Source organism: Streptomyces sp. NPDC057302 (assembly GCF_042667685.1).
Classification (GTDB): domain Bacteria; phylum Actinomycetota; class Actinomycetes; order Streptomycetales; family Streptomycetaceae; genus Streptomyces.
On sequence record NZ_JBHUZJ010000013.1, the window covers coordinates 49,971 to 66,341 of the forward strand.

15 protein-coding genes are annotated in these 16,371 nt (G+C 70.7%); 9 read left to right on the top strand and 6 right to left on the bottom strand.

Translation table 11 applies throughout. The annotated features are described in order from the left end of the window. Window positions 1–25: 25 nt before the first annotated feature. Together ACFUPX_RS12585 and ACFUPX_RS12590 are read right to left on the bottom strand one after the other, a co-directional pair. Window positions 26–1,102 (bottom strand): Zn-dependent alcohol dehydrogenase, encoded by a 1,077-nt coding sequence (locus tag ACFUPX_RS12585; protein ID WP_383320131.1) that lies wholly within the window; start codon window positions 1,100–1,102, stop codon window positions 26–28. Between the two features lie 25 nt (window positions 1,103–1,127). Further along, window positions 1,128–1,982: a MaoC/PaaZ C-terminal domain-containing protein gene (locus tag ACFUPX_RS12590; RefSeq protein WP_383320133.1), complete on the bottom strand. Its 855-nt coding sequence runs from the start codon at window positions 1,980–1,982 to the stop codon at window positions 1,128–1,130. Window positions 1,983–2,249: 267 nt separating this feature from the next. On the opposite strand from ACFUPX_RS12590, the gene ACFUPX_RS12595 reads away from it, so the two are divergent. Both ACFUPX_RS12595 and ACFUPX_RS12600 read left to right on the top strand, forming a co-directional pair. Continuing rightward, window positions 2,250–3,596: a sensor histidine kinase gene (locus ACFUPX_RS12595; RefSeq protein WP_383320135.1), complete on the top strand. Its 1,347-nt coding sequence runs from the start codon at window positions 2,250–2,252 to the stop codon at window positions 3,594–3,596. Further along, the gene (locus tag ACFUPX_RS12600; RefSeq protein ID WP_383320137.1) at window positions 3,593–4,198 is read left to right on the top strand and encodes a response regulator; all 606 of its coding nucleotides are present in this window, start codon (window positions 3,593–3,595) and stop codon (window positions 4,196–4,198) included. The genes ACFUPX_RS12595 and ACFUPX_RS12600 overlap by 4 nt, the downstream gene beginning before the upstream one ends. Window positions 4,199–4,259: 61 nt before the next feature. On the opposite strand, the gene ACFUPX_RS12605 is transcribed toward ACFUPX_RS12600, so the two are convergent. From ACFUPX_RS12605 to ACFUPX_RS12615, 3 genes are all read right to left on the bottom strand, one after another. Next, the gene (locus tag ACFUPX_RS12605) at window positions 4,260–5,696 is read right to left on the bottom strand and encodes an MFS transporter (protein WP_383320139.1); all 1,437 of its coding nucleotides are present in this window, start codon (window positions 5,694–5,696) and stop codon (window positions 4,260–4,262) included. Window positions 5,697–5,803: 107 nt separating this feature from the next. Then, complete coding sequence (locus tag ACFUPX_RS12610; protein ID WP_383320141.1) at window positions 5,804–6,994, bottom strand: lipid-transfer protein; 1,191 nt, start codon at window positions 6,992–6,994, stop codon at window positions 5,804–5,806. Window positions 6,995–7,024: 30 nt separating this feature from the next. Then, a complete protein-coding gene (locus ACFUPX_RS12615) occupies window positions 7,025–9,208 on the bottom strand; it encodes an acyl-CoA dehydrogenase (protein WP_383320143.1) in 2,184 nt (727 codons plus the stop codon). Between the two features lie 273 nt (window positions 9,209–9,481). Between ACFUPX_RS12615 and ACFUPX_RS12620 the strand changes: the two genes are divergently transcribed. Further along, the gene (locus ACFUPX_RS12620; protein WP_383320145.1) at window positions 9,482–11,209 is read left to right on the top strand and encodes an MFS transporter; all 1,728 of its coding nucleotides are present in this window, start codon (window positions 9,482–9,484) and stop codon (window positions 11,207–11,209) included. Between the two features lie 73 nt (window positions 11,210–11,282). Here the strand turns inward: ACFUPX_RS12620 and ACFUPX_RS12625 are convergent, their stop codons facing one another. After that, window positions 11,283–11,927: a CatB-related O-acetyltransferase gene (locus ACFUPX_RS12625; protein ID WP_383320147.1), complete on the bottom strand. Its 645-nt coding sequence runs from the start codon at window positions 11,925–11,927 to the stop codon at window positions 11,283–11,285. Window positions 11,928–12,044: 117 nt separating this feature from the next. On the opposite strand from ACFUPX_RS12625, the gene ACFUPX_RS12630 reads away from it, so the two are divergent. The 6 genes from ACFUPX_RS12630 to ACFUPX_RS12655 all read left to right on the top strand — a co-directional run bounded on the left by ACFUPX_RS12630 (window position 12,045) and on the right by ACFUPX_RS12655 (window position 16,192). After that, window positions 12,045–12,716 (top strand): class I SAM-dependent methyltransferase, encoded by a 672-nt coding sequence (locus tag ACFUPX_RS12630; protein ID WP_383320148.1) that lies wholly within the window; start codon window positions 12,045–12,047, stop codon window positions 12,714–12,716. Window positions 12,717–12,738: 22 nt separating this feature from the next. Next, window positions 12,739–13,752 carry an N-acetylmuramoyl-L-alanine amidase gene (locus ACFUPX_RS12635; protein ID WP_383320150.1) on the top strand — a complete coding sequence of 338 codons (1,014 nt, stop codon included), beginning with the start codon at window positions 12,739–12,741 and terminating at the stop codon, window positions 13,750–13,752. A gap of 188 nt (window positions 13,753–13,940) precedes the next feature. After that, complete coding sequence (locus ACFUPX_RS12640) at window positions 13,941–14,432, top strand: MarR family winged helix-turn-helix transcriptional regulator (protein WP_383320152.1); 492 nt, start codon at window positions 13,941–13,943, stop codon at window positions 14,430–14,432. Between the two features lie 192 nt (window positions 14,433–14,624). After that, entirely contained in the window at window positions 14,625–14,867 is a 243-nt protein-coding gene (locus tag ACFUPX_RS12645; RefSeq protein WP_383320319.1) for a transposase family protein, read from the top strand. Continuing rightward, window positions 14,840–15,466: a transposase family protein gene (locus tag ACFUPX_RS12650; RefSeq protein ID WP_383320154.1), complete on the top strand. Its 627-nt coding sequence runs from the start codon at window positions 14,840–14,842 to the stop codon at window positions 15,464–15,466. The genes ACFUPX_RS12645 and ACFUPX_RS12650 overlap by 28 nt, the downstream gene beginning before the upstream one ends. A gap of 183 nt (window positions 15,467–15,649) precedes the next feature. Beyond that, window positions 15,650–16,192: a hypothetical protein gene (locus ACFUPX_RS12655; RefSeq protein ID WP_383320156.1), complete on the top strand. Its 543-nt coding sequence runs from the start codon at window positions 15,650–15,652 to the stop codon at window positions 16,190–16,192. Window positions 16,193–16,371: the final 179 nt, after the last annotated feature.

Consider the following 16,371-nt stretch of genomic DNA (forward strand, 5'->3'; position numbering starts at 1 on the left):
TGTGACATCTGGGATCAAGGTCCTCTCAGATCTCGATGCACGTACGCAGCGCGACGCCCGTACGCATCTGGTCAAGCGCTTCGTTGATCTCGGAGAGCGGCACCCGGTGGGTGATCAGGCTCTCCAGGTCGATCCGGCCTGCGCGCCACAGCGCGATGGCCCGCTCGTAGGACTGCAGGACGTCGCCGCCGCCGTACATGGACGGCAGGATCTTCTTCTCGTCGAAGAACAGCTCGAACATGTTCAGCTGGAGGTTGTCGTCCATGGCGCCCGCGCCGACGATGACGAGCGTGCCGCCGCGCCGCGTCGTCTCGTACGCGGTGCGGGCGGTGGCGGACTTGCCGACGACCTCGAAGACGTAGTCGAAGCCCTCGCCCCCGGTGATCCGCTGCTTGGCGTCCTCAAGGGCGTCCGGTGCGACCGCCTCCGTCGCGCCGAACCGCAGCGCGGCCTCGCGCCGCGACGCCACCGGGTCGACGGCGATGATCTGCGCCGCGCCCTTGAGCCGCGCGCCCTGGATCGCGGAGATGCCGACGCCGCCGCAGCCGATGACGGCGACCGACGAACCGGCCTTCACGTCGGCGGTGTTGATGGCCGCGCCGAGCCCCGTCGTCACTCCGCAGCCGATCAGCGCCGCGATGTCGAAGGGCACGTCGTCCGGGATCGGCACGGCGCAGCCCGCGTCGACCACGACCTCCTCGGTGAAGGTTCCCGTGCCCGCGAAGCCGAAGACCTCGCCGCCGGGGCGCTTGAAGTTGGGGGTGCCCGCGTTCATGAACCCGGCCAGGCACAGCTGGCTCTGGCCGCGCTTGCACGCCGGACACTGGCCGCAGGCGGGCAGCCAGCACACCAGGACCCGGTCGCCCTGGCTGAGCCCGCTCACGCCGTCGCCCACGTCGATGATCTCGCCCGCGCCCTCGTGGCCCGGGATGAAGGGCGCGGGCTGCGGCAGCACGCCGTTCATCGCGGAGACGTCGGAGTGGCACAGACCGGTGGCCCGCACCCGGATCTTGACCTTGCCGGGGCCGAAGCCCACCGTCTCGACGTCGTCGAGGACCTCGAGTTTGTCCTGGCCTATCTCGTGCAGTACGGCTGCGCGCATGGTGCGGCTCCTCTCGTACGAAGATTCAGGCGTGCTCGACGATCGTGTCGGCGAGGACCGGGGCGTCGTCCCGTTCGACCGCTGTCACCGTCACGTGGACCCGGCCCTCGGAGCGCCACATCCGGATCCGCAGGGTCTCGCCGGGGAAGACGATTCCGGTGAAGCGCGTGCTGTAGCTCCGCACCCGTGACACGTCGCCGCCGAGCAGCGTGTCGACGACCGCCTTGAGCGTCATCCCGTAGGTGCACAGGCCGTGCAGGATCGGCCGGTCGAAGCCCGCGAGCTTGGCGAACTCGGGGTCGGCGTGCAGGGGGTTCCAGTCCCCGGAGAGGCGGTAGAGCAGCGCCTGCTCCTCGCGGACGGGGCGCTCGACGGTCTTGTCGGGCTCGCCCTCGGGGGCCGGGACGCGGGTGGAGGGGCCGCGGTCGCCGCCGAATCCGCCTTCGCCGCGTACGAAGATCTGGGCGTCGCTGGTCCACAACGGGCCCTCGGCGTCGGCCACTTCGGTGCGCAGGACCAGGATCGCCGCCTTGCCCTTGTCGTACACGGCGGCCACCTTGGAGGTGGTGACGGCCTTGCCCTTGACCGGGATCGGGCGGTGCAGCGTGACGCTCTGGCCGCCGTGCAGGACCGCGGCCAGGTTCACCTCGATGCCGGGCGACGAGAGCCCGCCGACGACGCCCATGCCGGCGCCCGCGACGGTGGCGAAGCTGGGCAGGACGTGCAGCTTTGACTCCAGGGTGTAGCGCAGTTCGTCCGGGTCGGTGGCGGGGACGCCCGCGCCCAGGCCCAGGTGGTAGAGCTGGATGTCCTTGTGATCCCAGGTGATCTCGGCCGACCTGGGCTCCGCGGCCAGTGCTTTCGCGGCATCGATGGGCATGTGGTGGCAGCTCCTTGGCCGGTCTGAAGACCTCGGTGCGGCCGTCCGCACCGTCGGTCGCACCGAGGTCGCAACAGGGCCGGAAGGAGCCCGTTCTAGAACGCGTTCCAGTCCGGCGATCCCATGTATAGCCGAGCGTCCGGTAGTTGTGAAGACTCCTGACGTCACGTCAGATAGGCCACCGATCAAGCGTGTGACATTTGTACCGGCCGAGTCGGTACAACCACATCTGCCGCTGCCCCGCCCCGGATTCGTAGCGTCATAGCCATGACGAAGACAGTTCCCTCCGAGCGTCCCGCCGAGCACGCCTCCGAGCCGGCCGTGGCCGCTGGTGTTCGGTTCGTACGCTGTGACCTCGTACAGAGAAGCAATGTGGGAGAGGCGGTGCCGGTGAAGAGCTTCTGGCGGAGGCGCACGCGTCTCGCGGGATGGAAACACGGCGGCAGGGCGCAGTGCGCCGAGACGCGGGCGCAGGAGGGGTCGGGCCGGAGCAAGCCGCAGGACCTGGGCCCGCCCAACGGCTTCGCGATGCTGCCCTGGCTCCTGATGGGCATGGGCTCCTTCTCCCACCTCCTCCAGGGCAAGACGGGCAACCCCTGGCTCGCGGGCATCGGGCTGCTCGCCTTCAACTCCCTCTACATCAGCGTGGTGTTCCGCGCCTTCACCCGGCAGGCGCGGGAGGCGCGCGCCACCCGGTACTCGCTGCTCGGGCTCACCGCGGTCACCTTCGCGCTCGCCATCGGCTACGGCGGCAGCTGGCTGATGTTCTTCCCGCTGCTCGGCCTGGCCACCGGCTCGGTCCTGCGGGGCAAGCAGCTGGCTCCCGCGGGGTTCGCCCTGAGCATCTCGGCGGCGGTGGTGGGCGGATTGCAGGAGGGCTGGGACGCGGCGGGCATCGCGTACGGCACGTTCCTCTCCGTCATGGTGACGGCGGCGATCCTGGCCCTCTCCGAGACGGTCAAGGAACTGCGCACCACCCGCGAGGAGTTGGCCCGCAGCGCCGTCGAGAAGGAACGTCTGCGCTTCTCCCGGGACCTGCACGACCTGCTCGGTCACACGCTCTCGGTGATCGTGGTCAAGGCGGAGGCGACGCGCCGGCTCGCCCCCCGCGACCTGGACGCGGCGCTCGGCCAGGTCTCCGACATCGAGTCCGTCGGCCGCCAGGCCCTGACCGAGATCCGCGAGGCGGTCACCGGCTACCGCGAGGGCAGCCTCGCCACGGAGCTGGACCGGGCCCGCGATCTCCTGGACGCGGCGGGCATCGGGGCGGTCGTACGCCAGTCGGGGCCGCCGCTGGCCCCGCAGAGCGCGGCGCTGCTCGGCTGGGTGGTCCGGGAGTCCGCCACGAACGTCGTACGCCACTCCGAAGCGACCCGCTGCGAGATCGAGGTGGCGGGCACCGCCGAACGGACCCGGCTGCTGATCACCGACGACGGCCGCGGCGTAGGCTCGACCACGCCCGGCAGCGGGCTGAAAGGCCTGGCCGAACGCCTCGCGGCGGTGGGCGGCTCCCTGGAGTCGGGACCCGCACCGCGCGGCGGCTTCCGGGTCTGCGCGGAGCTGCCGGTCACCGAGCTCAGCACCGGACCCGTTGTGGAGGAGCGCACCCCATGATCAGAGTTCTGCTCGCCGAGGATCAGGGCATGATGCGCAGCGCCCTCGCGCTGCTGCTCGGCATGGAGCGGGACATCGAGGTCGTCGCGCAGGTCGGCGCGGGCGACGAGATCGTGGACGCGGCGCTGAACTCCCGTCCCGACGTGGCGCTCCTGGACATCGAACTGCCGGGCCGCAGCGGGCTCGACGCGGCGGCCGACCTGCGCGACGAGTGCCCCGAGTGCCGCGTGCTCATCCTCACGACCTTCGGCAGGCCCGGCTATCTGCGCCGGGCGATGGAGGCGGGCGCGGTGGGCTTCCTGGTCAAGGACGGCCCGGTGGAGGACCTGGCGGAGGCGATCCGTCAGGCGCTGCGGGGCGAGACGGTGATCGACCCCGCGCTCGCGGCGGCGGCCTTGAGCGCGGGTCCCAGTCCCCTGACGACACGCGAGGCGGATGCCCTGCGGGCTTCGGTGGACGGAGCGACGGTCGCCGACATCGCGGGCAAGCTGCACCTGTCGGAGTCGACGGTGCGGAACTACCTCTCGGCGGCGATCGGAAAGACGGGGACGCGCAACCGCATGGAGGCGGTGCGGGAGGCGCGGCAGCGGGGCTGGCTCTAGCGGGCCCCCTGGCCTTGAGCGCCGCCGATCACCGCGATCACCGGCTCCGCCGAGTCCGCCCTCAGACGCCGGACGGGCTGACACGCCCGTCCCGCGGCATCCACAGCAGCAGCACGAGCACCCCCACCAGCAGAATGCACCCACTGGTCCGGAACGCCATCGCGTACCCCGCGGTCAGCGCCTCCGGAGTGGTCGAGCCCCCCATCCGCGAGGCGGAGACCGTGGAGAGCACCGCGAGGCCCAGCGCGCCGCCCATCGTGCGCGAGGTGTTGATGAGCCCGGAGACGAGCCCGGCGTCCTGCGGGTCCGCCCCCGAGGTGCCGAGCGACGCGAGCGGCGTCGTGGCGAGTCCCGCGCCGAACATCATCACGATGCCGGGCAGCATGATCGAAGTGAGGTAGCCGCCGTCGGCGGTCATCAGGGACTGCCAGCCGAACCCGGCCGCCGCCACCACGATCCCGAGCACGGAGACGTTCTTCGCCCCCAGGACCCGCATCAGCCGCGGCGCCAGCTTCGAGCCGATGACGATCGTCAGCGAGGAGGGGATCAGCGCGAGGCCCGCCTTCAACGCCGAGTAGCCAAGGACGTTCTGCGCGTACAGCGTCATGAAGAACCACATGGCGAACATGCCGCCGCCGCACACGAACATCGCCGCGTTCGCCGCCGACACGGACCGCACCCGGAACAGCTTCAGCGGCATCAGCGGAACCTTCGTCCGCGCCTCGACCAGGAGGAAGAGGGCGAGCAGCAGGAGCCCCGCGGCCAGTGGGACCAGGGTCGCCGAGGCGGTCCAGCCCTTCTCCTCCGTCTGTACGATCCCGTACGCGAGCGTGGCGAGCCCGGCCGTGACGAGCACCGCGCCCGGCACGTCGAGGCGGCGTGCCTCGCCGGCCCTGCTCTCGGTGAGCCAGGCCACGCCCGCGACGACGACGAGCGCGCCGATCGGCACGTTGATCAGGAGCACCCAGCGCCAGGAGAGCAGGTCGGTGAGGACCCCGCCGACGAGTCCGCCCGCGGCGCCACCGCCCGCGCCCACCGCCGACCAGGTCGCGATCGCCCGTATCCGGGCGGGCCCCGCGGGCACCGCAGAGGTGAGGATGGTGAGGGTGGAGGGGGCAAGGACCGCCGCGCCGAGCCCCTGCACGGCCCGCGCGGCGAGCAGTTGCCACTCGGCCTGCGCGAGGCCGCCCGCGAGCGAGGCCACCGTGAAGAGCCCGAGCCCGACCAGGAACATCCGCTTGCGTCCGAAGAGGTCCCCGGCCCGCCCGCCGAGCAGCATGAACCCCGCGAAGGCGATCGAGTACGCGTTGACGACCCACTGCAGGCCGACGGCGCTCATGCCCAGGTCGGACCGCATGGAGGGCAGGGCGGTGTTCACCACCGACACGTCCAGGACGACGAGGAACTGTCCGGCGCAGGCGGCGAGCAGCACCGCCCACACCGGTACGGACTTCCGGGAGGTCGCGGGTATGTAAGTGTCAGGGGGCGTTTGGACCATGACGAGCATGCTCTCAGGGATTGCGTGCCCCGTGCATCGGGGTTTCGGCGCAGGTGTCCTCGGCCGCGGGTCCTAGGACTTCGGGGCCGGCACCCGCGGCCCCCGTCTCACCCCTTGCGCAGCAGCGTGACCACCGCCGCTCCCCCCAGCCCGATGTTGTGCGCGAGCCCCACCCGCGCCCCGGCCACCTGACGTGCGTCCGCCTCGCCCCTCAACTGCCAGGTGAGTTCCGTCACTTGGGCGATCCCGGTCGCCCCGAGCGGGTGCCCCTTGGAGATCAGGCCGCCCGAGGGGTTGACCACCCAGCGCCCGCCGTACGTCGTCGCCCCGCTCTCGACGAGCTTGCCGGACTCCCCCGCCGCGCACATGCCCAGGGCCTCGTAGGTGAGGAGCTCGTTGACGGAGAAGCAGTCGTGCAGCTCGATCACGTCGACGTCCTCGATGCCGAGGCCCGACCTCTCGTACACCTCCCGCGCCGCCGCCCTCGACATCGGCTGCCCCACGACGTCGATGCACGAGCCCGAGTCGAAGGACTCCCCCGTGTCCGTCGTCATCGCCTGCGCCGCGATCTCCACGGCCCGGTCCTGAAGGCCGTGCCGCTCCACGAAGCGCTCCGAGACCACCACCGCCGCCGCAGAGCCGTCCGACGTCGGCGAGCACTGGAGCTTGGTGAGCGGGCGGTGGATGGTCTTGGCGGCGAGGATCTCGTCGACCGTGTACTCGTCCTGGAACTGGGCGTACGGGTTGTGCACCGAGTGCCGGTGGTTCTTGGCGCCCACGGCGGCGAGCTGCGCCTCGGTCGTGCCGTACTTCTCCATGTGCTCGCGTGCCGCGTTCCCGAAGATCTGGGCGGTGGGCGGGGTCATCTCGAAGCCGTGGCGTGCGGCCATCACGCCGTAGTGGCGGGCGACGGGGGACGTCTTGAAGTCGCCTCCGTCGGAGCCGCCCCCGAGCGCGCCGCGCGCCATCTTCTCGAAGCCGAGCGCGAGCACGCAGTCGTTGATGCCGCCCTCGACGAACTGCCGCGCCATCATCAGGGCGGTCGACGCCGTCGCGCAGTTGTTGTTCACGTTGTAGACGGGGACGCCGGTCAGGCCGAGCTCGTACACGGCCCGCTGTCCGGCCGTCGACGCCTGGAAGCAGTAGCCGACCGGGACCTGCTCGACCTTCTCGTACGGGATTCCGGCGTCGTCGAGCGCTCTGGTCCCGGCCTCCTTCGCCATGTCCCAGTACTGCCAGTCCCGCGTCTCGGGCTTCTCGAACTTCGTCATTCCGACGCCGACTATGTACGCCTTCACGGGCCAGCTCCTTCTGGATGATGGGACGGGCTAGATGACGGGGCGCGGCTCGGGGTCCCTCGGCAGGCCGAGGAGCCGCTCCGCGACGACGTTCAGCTGCACCTGCGTGGTGCCGCCCGCGATGGTCAGGCAGCGCGACATGAGGAAGCCGTGCAGCGCCCGCTCCCCGGCGCCCTCGCGGACCGCGCCCGCCGGGCCGAGCAGTTCGAGGGCCAGCTCGGCGACCTTCTGCTGATGCGGGGTCTGTACGAGCTTGCGTACGGAGGCCCCGGCGCCCGGTTCCGCGCCCGCCACCTGCCGCATGGTCGTACGCAGGCCGATGCAGGCGAGGGCGTGCGCCTCGGCGGCGAGCGCGCCGATCCGCGCCCGGCAGGCGCCGTCGAGGTCGGCGGCGCCTGCGATGAGCGCTTCCAGGCCGGTGTCGAAGGTCAGCTGGTCGGCCATGTGGACGCGTTCGTTGCCGAGCGTGTGGCGCGCGACCCGCCAGCCGTCGTTCACCTCGCCGACGACCGCGTCCGCGGGCAGCAGGACGTCGTCGAAGTAGACCTCGTTGAAGAGGGAGTCCCCGGTGATCTCCTTCAGCGGGCGGATGTCGATGCCCTCGGCCCGCTTCATGTCGATGAGGAAGTACGTCAGCCCCTTGTGCTTGGGGGCGTCCGGGTCCGTGCGGGCCAGCAGAATCCCGTGGTCGGCCCACTGCGCCGCGCTCGTCCACACCTTCTGGCCGTTGATCCGCCAGCCGCCGTCGACCCGCTCGGCCCGCGTCCGCAGCGCTGCCAGATCGGAACCGGCCCCGGGCTCGCTGAACAGCTGGCACCACAGCACCTCGCCCCTGAGCGTCGGCGCCAGGAACCGCTCCTGCTGCTCGCTCGTCCCGTACGCGATGAGCGAGGGCACCACCCAGGTGGCGATCCCCAGCTCGCTGACGCGCACCCCGGCAGCCGCCAACTCCTGCTGCACGGCAAGCTGTTGGACGGGCCCCGCGCCCAGGCCGTACGGCTCGGGCAGATGGGGCGCCGCGTGGCCGGTCGGCGCGAGTGCCTTGCGGGCGGCGGCGGGGTCGAGCCCCCGGGCGGGTGCGATGGCCGCGCGGGCCCGCTCCCGGTAGGCCTCCGCCTCCTGCGGCAGCTCCATCCGCAGCTCGCGCCTGGCCCCGCCCTCCGCGAGCCGTACCGCCCGCAGCCGGTGCGCGTCACCGGTGCCGAGGAGCTGCCGGGCAGTCAGTGACCTGCGCAGATACAGATGCGCGTCGTGCTCCCAGGTGAAGCCGATGCCGCCGAGGATCTGGATGGCGTCCTTGGCGCAGGAGTACGCGGCGTCGAGCGCGCCCCCCGCGGCGAGCGCGGCGACGAGTCCGCGCACCTCGGGGGGCTCATCGGCCGCCCGCGCCGCGTCCCACGCCAGCGCCCGCGCCTGTTCGAGCCGCACCAGCATGTCCGCGCAACTGTGCTTGACCGCCTGGAACTGCCCGATCGGCCGCCCGAACTGCTCCCGCACCTTGGCGTACCCGGTGGCGGTCTCCAGGGCCCAGGCCGCGCTGCCGCACGCGTCGGCGGCGTACACGACGCGGGCGAGGTCCCGCACGAGCGCCGCGTCGACGTCGAGCACCCGCCCCGCGGGGACCTCCACCCCGGCGGCGGTCACCTCGGCGGTGGGCCGCGTCGGATCGGCGCTCTCCTGCGTACGGACGGTCAGCTCGGCCGCGTCGACAGCGAGCCACACCGTTCCGCCCGCGGACTCCGCGGCCAGGATCAGCAGGTCGGCGTCGGCCCCGGAGAGGACGGGCGGCGCAACACCGTCCAGGACGCAGCCGTCCGCCACGGAGACCGCGGTGAGCGTGCCCGCACCGAGCGCGACGGCGCCGATCCGCGCGCCGGACGCGAGGTCGGCGGCGAGGTCAGGGGCGCCGGCCCGGTGCAGTACGAGCGAGGCGAGGGAGCTGGCCAGGTACGGCCCCGGGAGCGCGGCCCGCCCGGCCTCCTCCAGGGCGACGGCGAGGTCCACGAGGTCGCCGCCACCGCCGCCGCACTCCTCGGGCAGGTGCACCGCGAGCAGCCCCTGCTCGGCGAGCCCGTCCCAGTACGCGGGCCTGCCGCCGGAGCCCGGCGGGGCATCGAGCAGTTTGCGTATCTCCTCGGGCGGCACCGCGCGGGCGATCCAGCCGCGCACCGCCGACGCCAACTCCCGTTGTTCCTGCGTGATTCCGATGCTCATGCGCGTCCTCGCCGGTAGCAGCTTCCGGGACGGCGACAGACTAGAACACGTTCCAATCTGACGGAAGGTCAGATACGGGTCGGCTTGGCCGGTGATCTCGGCCGGTGATCGCGGGCCGCCCCGCAAGGGTCGCGGGCTCCCCGTAAGCGCCCGGTTAACAACAGGTCAAGACTTCCCCTCGTACGACATCCGTCGGAATAGTCGCCTCGGGAAACAGGTTCCCCCTGCACGTACCCCTGCCCGCACCTGCATCGCCCCCGGAGGCCCCACGTAATGACGCAGTCGACGACCCACCAACGCGGCACCCGCGGAGTCGTCCCCGTACTCGCCTTCGCCGGCATCGTCGTCGCGGTGATGCAGACGCTCCTGGTGCCGGTCATCAAGGACCTGCCGACGCTGCTGAGCACCACGCCGTCGAACGCCACCTGGGTCATGACGGCGACCCTGCTCGCGGGCGCCGTCTCGACCCCGATCATGGGCCGCCTCGGTGACCTCTACGGCAAGCGCCGGATGCTCCTGACGAGCCTGGCCGTGATGGTCGTCGGCTCCCTGGTCTGCGGCTTCACCGACGACCTCGTCGTGATGATCGTCGGCCGCGCCCTCCAGGGCTTCGCGATGGGCGCCATCCCGCTCGGCATCGGCCTGATGCGCGACGAGCTGCCCCGCGAGAAGCTCGGCTCCGCGATGGCCCTGATGAGCTCGTCCATCGGCGTCGGCGGCGGCCTCGCCCTGCCGCTCGCGGCGCTGACCGCGCAGCACGCCGACTGGCACGCGCTGTTCTTCGGCGCGGCGGCCCTCGGCGTCATATCGATGCTCCTGACCGTCCTCTTCGTGCCCGAGAGCACCGTGAAGGCGCAGGGCACCTTCGACGTCCTCGGCGCGCTCGGCCTCTCCGCGGGCCTCGTCCTCTTCCTCCTGCCCATCACCAAGGGCAGCGACTGGGGCTGGACCTCGGGCATGACCCTTGGCCTGTTCGGCGCGGCGGCGCTCGTCCTGGTCCTCTGGGGCGTGATGGAGCTGCGCCTCAAGGCGCCGCTGGTGGACCTGCGCACCACGGCCCGCCCCGCGGTCCTCTTCACCAACCTCGCCTCGATCATGGTCGGCGTCGCGTTCTACGCGATCTCGCTCGTCCTCCCGCAGCTGCTCCAGCTGCCGACCGCCACCGGTTACGGCCTGGGCCAGTCCATGGTCGTCGCGGGCCTGTGCGTGGCGCCGCTCGGCCTGACGATGATGTTCACGGCCCCGGTCTACGCCCGCCTCTCGGCGAAGTACGGCCCGAAGGTCACCCTCATCCTCGGCATGCTGATCATCGCGATCGGCTACGGCGCCGGCCTCGGCCTGATGAGCGCGGCCTGGCAGACGATCATCATCGCGGTCGTCGTCGGCGCGGGCATCGGCCTCGCCTACTCCTCGCTCCCCGCGCTGATCATCGGGGCCGTGCCGCCTTCGGAGACGGGCGCGGCGAACGGCCTCAACACCCTGATGCGGTCCATCGGTACGTCGGTTTCTAGCGCCGTCATCGGCATGGTCCTCGCCAACACGGCGAACCACGTGGGCGGCGTCGCGGTCCCCACGATGACGGGCTTCCGCACGTCGTTCCTCATCGCCACGGGCGCGGTGGCCCTGGGTCTGGTCTTCGCCCTGTTCCTCCCCTCCGCGCGCCGCTCGGCCAAGCCGCAGCTGCGGGCCAGCAGCGAGGAGGACGCGAACCTGCGCGCGGCCACCGAGGCACTGGCCGGTTTCCACGGCCGGGTACTGAGCCCTTCCGGGGCGCCGGTCGCGCGGGCCAAGGTGACACTGATCGACCGCCGGGGACGCCAGGCGGGCTCCGCGCTCACGGACGAGGGCGGCCGCTACGCGCTGCCGGTGCCGGGCGACGGCTCGTACGTCCTCGCGGCAACGGCGGCGGGGCACGCTCCGCTGGCTTCGGCGGCGGCGTACCGCGAGGCCGCGGTGGAGGTCGACCTGCTGCTGCCGGGCGGGAGTGACGTGCTGGCGTAGGGCGAGTCCTGGGGGGCTGCCCTCAAACGCCGGACGGGCCGAACTCCTTCAGCCCGTCCGGCGTTGACCACCGCTAGACCCGCGGAGCGACCTTCTCCAGCTCATCAATGGTCCCGGACATGACGGTCCTGACATGCTCGGTGAGCTGCTCCGCGGGCCAGTCCCACCAGGCGACGGCCAGCAGCCGCGCCACCTCGTCCTCGCTGTACCGCGTACGAATCAGCTTGGCCGGATTGCCCCCGACCACCCCGTAGTCGGGCACGTCGTCCACGACCACGGACCCGGAGGCGATGACGGCCCCGTGCCCGATCCGCACCCCCGGCATCACCATCACCCCGTACCCGAACCAGACGTCGTTGCCGACAACGGTGTCCCCCCGCCCCGGCAGCCCACTGATCAGATCGAAGTGGTCGCTCCACGAGCCCCCCATGATGGGGAAGGGGAAGGTCGAGGGCCCGTCCATCCGGTGATTCGCGCCGTTCATGATGAACCGCACCCCCGTCCCGAACGCACAGAACTTCCCGATACGAAGCTTCTCGGGCCCGTAGTGGTAAAGGACATTGCGCGTCTCGAAGGCAGTCGCGTCATCCGGATCGTCGTAGTACGAGTACTCCCCCACCTCGATCAACGGAGACTTCACCAGCGGCTTCAGAAGCACGACACGAGGCTGGTCGGGAAAGGGATGCAGCACCGTCGGATCGGCCGGTACGCCTTGCATGGATATGCCGCCTTCCACTCCTCTGTAAGGCCCCGCCTCCGTGAATGGCCAGGCCATGCGGCAGCATAGGGCGGCCCGCGGACGAACCCCACCGCATTGAACGACCGGAGGAACCCCATGGCTCCCGCGCCTTCCGCGCCCCCCGCGCCTCCCGCGCCGGAGGTCCTGGCCGCCTTCGAAGCGGCGAAGGGGTTCATGCCCACCGGCGAAGGCCTCGCCCTGTACGCCGCGGCAGCGGAAGCCGCGGCCCTCGGCCTGCCGCTCCTGGAAGTCGGAACGTACTGCGGCCGCTCCACGATCCTGCTCGCCGCCGCCGCCCGCGAGGCCGGCGTCACGGCCATCACGGTGGACCACCACCGCGGCAGCGAGGAGCAGCAGCCGGGCTGGGAGTACCACGACCCGGCGACGGTCGACCCGGAGATCGGCCGGATGGACACCCTCCCGACCTTCCGCCGCACGCTGCACCGCGCGGGCCTGGAGGACCACGTGATCGCGATCGTCGGCCGCTCGCCGCAGGTGGCGAAGGCGTGGGGCGGACCGCTCGGTCTCGTCTTCATCGACGGCGGCCACACGGACGAGCACGCCACGGGCGACTACGAGGGCTGGGCCCCGCACATCGCGCGGGGCGGCCTGCTGCTGATCCACGACGTCTTCCCGAACCCGGCGGACATCATGACGGGCCAGGCCCCGTACCGCGTCTACCTCAGGGCCCTGGAGTCCGGCGCGTTCACCGAGGTCTCGGCAACCGACTCGCTGCGCGTCCTGCGGCGAACGGGAGCGGGGATCTGACCTCACGGTTAGAGTCGCAGTCGTGTCGTACGTAGGCCCGGACAGCCAGCCCCCCCGCCCGCCCCGCCGTTTCAGCGGCGGCCCTCTCACCGTGACGCTCGCCGCGCTGGTGCCGACGTGCCTGGCGGGGTGGCTCATCTACGAGGCGACGAGCGGTCCCGGGGGCAGCGAGCCCCCGAGAACGCTCCCCGCGTCGAGCCAGTCCGCGCAGGGCTCCTCGTCCGCCGGCCCGTCCCCGTCGAAGTCCGGGAAGGACGACGCGGACGGCAAGGGGGACAAGGGTGACGAGGCCGACGGCAAGGCGAGCGACGAGCCGAGCACGACGAAGCCGCCGAAATCGTCCGGCCGTCCCGCCGCCTCCGGGCCGCTCAAGGGCAAGGTCGTCGTCATCGACCCCGGCCACAACACGGGCAACGGCAGGCACACGGCGGAGATCAACCGCCTGGTGAACGTCGGCACGCACCGCAAGGAGTGCGACACCACGGGCACCTCCACGAACAACGGTTACAGCGAGGCCCAGTTCACCCTCGACGTCTCGCGCCGCCTGCGCACGCTGCTCGAGAAGCAGGGCGCCACGGTCAAGTTCACCCAGGACGGCGACCGCCCCTGGGGCCCCTGCGTCGACGAGCGCGCCCGCATCGGCAACAACGCCCACGCGGACGCCGTCGTCTCCGTGCACGCCGACGGCTCGGCGGCGGGCAACCGCGGCTTCCACGTGATCCTGCCCGCGTCGGTGAAGTCCGGCGCCGCGGACACCTCCAGGATCGTCGTACCGTCACGCGACCTGGGCACGCGCATCGCGGGCAGGTTCCTGCGCGCGACGGGCAGCGCCCCCTCCAACTACATCGGTGACGGCACCGGACTGGACGTACGCAAGGATCTCGGCGGCCTCAACCTGTCGACCGTCCCCAAGGTCTTCATCGAGTGCGGCAACATGCGGGACGCGAAGGACGAGGCGTTGGTCACCAGCGGTGCCTGGCGGCAGAAGGCGGCGCAGGGAATCTCCGACGGAATCAAGAGCTTTCTGGAGTCTTGAACCACTCCGTCGATGACCGGCGAGACTGACCCCTGAGGCCAATGAGTTCAATCATGGAGCGGCTGCAACACACGCCAACTCCCAGGATCCGCAGGCCGAGGCGCCCGCCAACGCGTAAGCAGCCCCTACCTCCGCCGCGGGCGCATGCCCTCTCGGCTAACGTGCTCGGGGGATATAGCGTCGCGATCATGAAACCGCCGATTGATACCACCACCGATCAGGCGCCGGCCGATCCGGCCGCCACTGACGACATGCTGGCCACCCAGCCCGTCGGGTACTGGAGCGGCCTCGCCCATGCAGTCGTCACCCGGCATCTGCGTGACGCTATGGCCAGGATCGACGTCACACAGCCGCAGTACTGGGTTTTGAACCGCCTGAACGGCGGGTCCTTGGCGCCGAGCCGCGAGGAGGTCGTCATCCAGCTAACGCCCCTCGCGGACGGGAAGCACGAGATTGGGCGGGTCGTGGACCAACTGGTCCACCGCGGCTGGCTGCGGATCGACGCCGGGCACCGCCTGCACCTCACTGATGCCGGGGAGGCTGCCAGGGTGCGGCTGCGCGAGCTGGTGACCGAGCTGCGCGCCGTGGTCCACGAGGGCATCAGCGACGAGGAGTACGTGGCCACACTCAAGGTACTGCGCAGGATGATCGCCAATGTCGAGGGCGCCGGGGACTCCTGACGGGGGCGAGGGAAGTACGAGTGGTCCTGGTCAAGCCGTGACATGAGAAGGGCCGCACGGGTTGGGTGAGTTGTGAAGCTGGCCTGGGCCCGTGCGGCCTGCTCCCATCCTGCCCTGTCCGGGGTCTGCCGCGCACACTCCGGCGAGTTGTTTGCCGAACTCGCTGGCGCGTGGGAGGCAGCACGGCAGTCCGTGCTCCAGGCGGCCCGGGGTGGTCCGCGCCGGAGGGCGGCCGGAGCCGGACGCAAGCCGAAACTGGTCTTCTTCGACCGGCTGCTTCTCACCTTGGTTCATCTGCGTCACCAGTTGCCGCAAGCGGTCCTGGCCGAGCTCTTCGACGTGGACCGTTCACCGTCTCCGAGGCCATCCGGCAGGTCCGCCCGCTGCTCGCAACCCGTGGCTTCGCCGTGCCCGACCGGCCCGGCGTTCGACTGAAGGCGCTGGAGGACGTGTTCGCCTACGCCGAGGCTGAGGGTGTCGAGCTGAGGCTCGACGGAGCCGAGACTCAGGTGCGGCGCCCGCAGGCGGGACACCCGGGACGTCGGGTCTTCGTGTCCGGCAAGCGCAGGCAGAACACCATCAAGACCACCACGTTCAGCGACGGACAGGGCCGGATGCTGCTGGCCGGGGTCGTCCGACCTGGTCGCATGCACGACCAGACCGCCATGCGGACCGAGGGCATCGCCGAGCAGTTCCGCCTGAGACCGAGAGTGGAGGCCAAGGCCGACTCCGGGTACGCCGCACTGGCCAAGGAGTTCCCGGGCCAGGTCACCGCCCCGCCCAAGAAGCCCAAGGACGAGGTGTGCGACGGCGACAAGTACGCCTGGCGCGAGGCACGGCGACGCCAGTCCTCGGCCCGGGTCTGTGTCGAGCACCCACGCCGAGCTACGGCAGTGGGCACCCTTGCGGCGCTCTACCGGACGCCGCGACACCTACGCCGAGACCCACCTCACGATCGCCGGCCTCGTCTCCGACCGTACCGCCCAGCGGCCCACCCGCCGCGAGACGAGCACCGAACTCGTCCTCGTCCGTGACATCACCCGCTGATCACGCACCAGCCGAACCGCGAGGCCAGCACACCCCGACCTCAATTTCCCCCTTGGCCGTAAGCACATGCTCAGGTTTCCCTCAAGCGAACCCCTTTCGCATCCATCACTTGGTTGACTACCTGTGACCGAAGGCGAACAAGACCTTCTCTGATTTGCAAACGAGGGACCGTGAAGCAGCAGATATTTCGCCATGGCGCGGTAGCAGCAGCGCTGGCGACATGCCTGATTGGTGCCGCGACACCGTCGCAGGCCCAGGCGTCGAAGCCGTCGAAGAACGCCGACACCATCACCACCAAGGACTATGCCGACCGGTACAACCGGATCAAGCACGTCAAGTCCGCAGGAACGAAGTGCGGCAAGAAGCCCCTTGCCATGGCATCCGGCAAGGGGAAGATGATCCTCCGAATCGACGAGACTCGGACCCGGAGCACTACAAAGTCCAAGAGCATACAGGCCACGTACAAGGCCATCAGTGTTGCAGTGGGCTGGGACGTGACGAAGAGCCGAACCATCACGGTGAGCGGATCGAAGGAAGTACCTCGCGGCAAGTACGGGACCCTCAAGGCCTACACCAAGTACGCGGGAAAGAAGTTCGACGTATACACGCCGAGCTGGAACAACGGCAACCCCACCCTGGTACGGCTCCAGAAGGGCAAGAAGGCATGGAAGCCGGTAGGCGCCTGCTTCAAGTACAAGCAGCGCAACTCGTAAACGCTAACTGCGCCTGAGCAAGAGTGGCCCACCAAATTGTCTCGGTGGGCCACTCCTCTTCCGTGGCCCCGGGCGACCGAAGACCACGGGCGTCTGTCGGATCGTGTTGAGCAAGCCCGCCCATCGCGCCAGGCACTGTGACCGTTGGGCTCAGAGCCACGGTAAGCATCGATCACGCG

Coding starts and splice junctions, on each gene's coding strand:
- ACFUPX_RS12615 (WP_383320143.1), bottom strand. CDS start 9,208: ATGAGCATCGGAATCACGCAGGAACAACGGGAGTTGGCGTCGGCGGTG.
- ACFUPX_RS12595 (WP_383320135.1), top strand. CDS start 2,250: ATGACGAAGACAGTTCCCTCCGAGCGTCCCGCCGAGCACGCCTCCGAG.
- ACFUPX_RS12620 (WP_383320145.1), top strand. CDS start 9,482: ATGACGCAGTCGACGACCCACCAACGCGGCACCCGCGGAGTCGTCCCC.
- ACFUPX_RS12590 (WP_383320133.1), bottom strand. CDS start 1,982: ATGCCCATCGATGCCGCGAAAGCACTGGCCGCGGAGCCCAGGTCGGCC.
- ACFUPX_RS12640 (WP_383320152.1), top strand. CDS start 13,941: ATGAAACCGCCGATTGATACCACCACCGATCAGGCGCCGGCCGATCCG.
- ACFUPX_RS12625 (WP_383320147.1), bottom strand. CDS start 11,927: ATGCAAGGCGTACCGGCCGATCCGACGGTGCTGCATCCCTTTCCCGAC.
- ACFUPX_RS12630 (WP_383320148.1), top strand. CDS start 12,045: ATGGCTCCCGCGCCTTCCGCGCCCCCCGCGCCTCCCGCGCCGGAGGTC.
- ACFUPX_RS12585 (WP_383320131.1), bottom strand. CDS start 1,102: ATGCGCGCAGCCGTACTGCACGAGATAGGCCAGGACAAACTCGAGGTC.
- ACFUPX_RS12600 (WP_383320137.1), top strand. CDS start 3,593: ATGATCAGAGTTCTGCTCGCCGAGGATCAGGGCATGATGCGCAGCGCC.
- ACFUPX_RS12605 (WP_383320139.1), bottom strand. CDS start 5,696: ATGGTCCAAACGCCCCCTGACACTTACATACCCGCGACCTCCCGGAAG.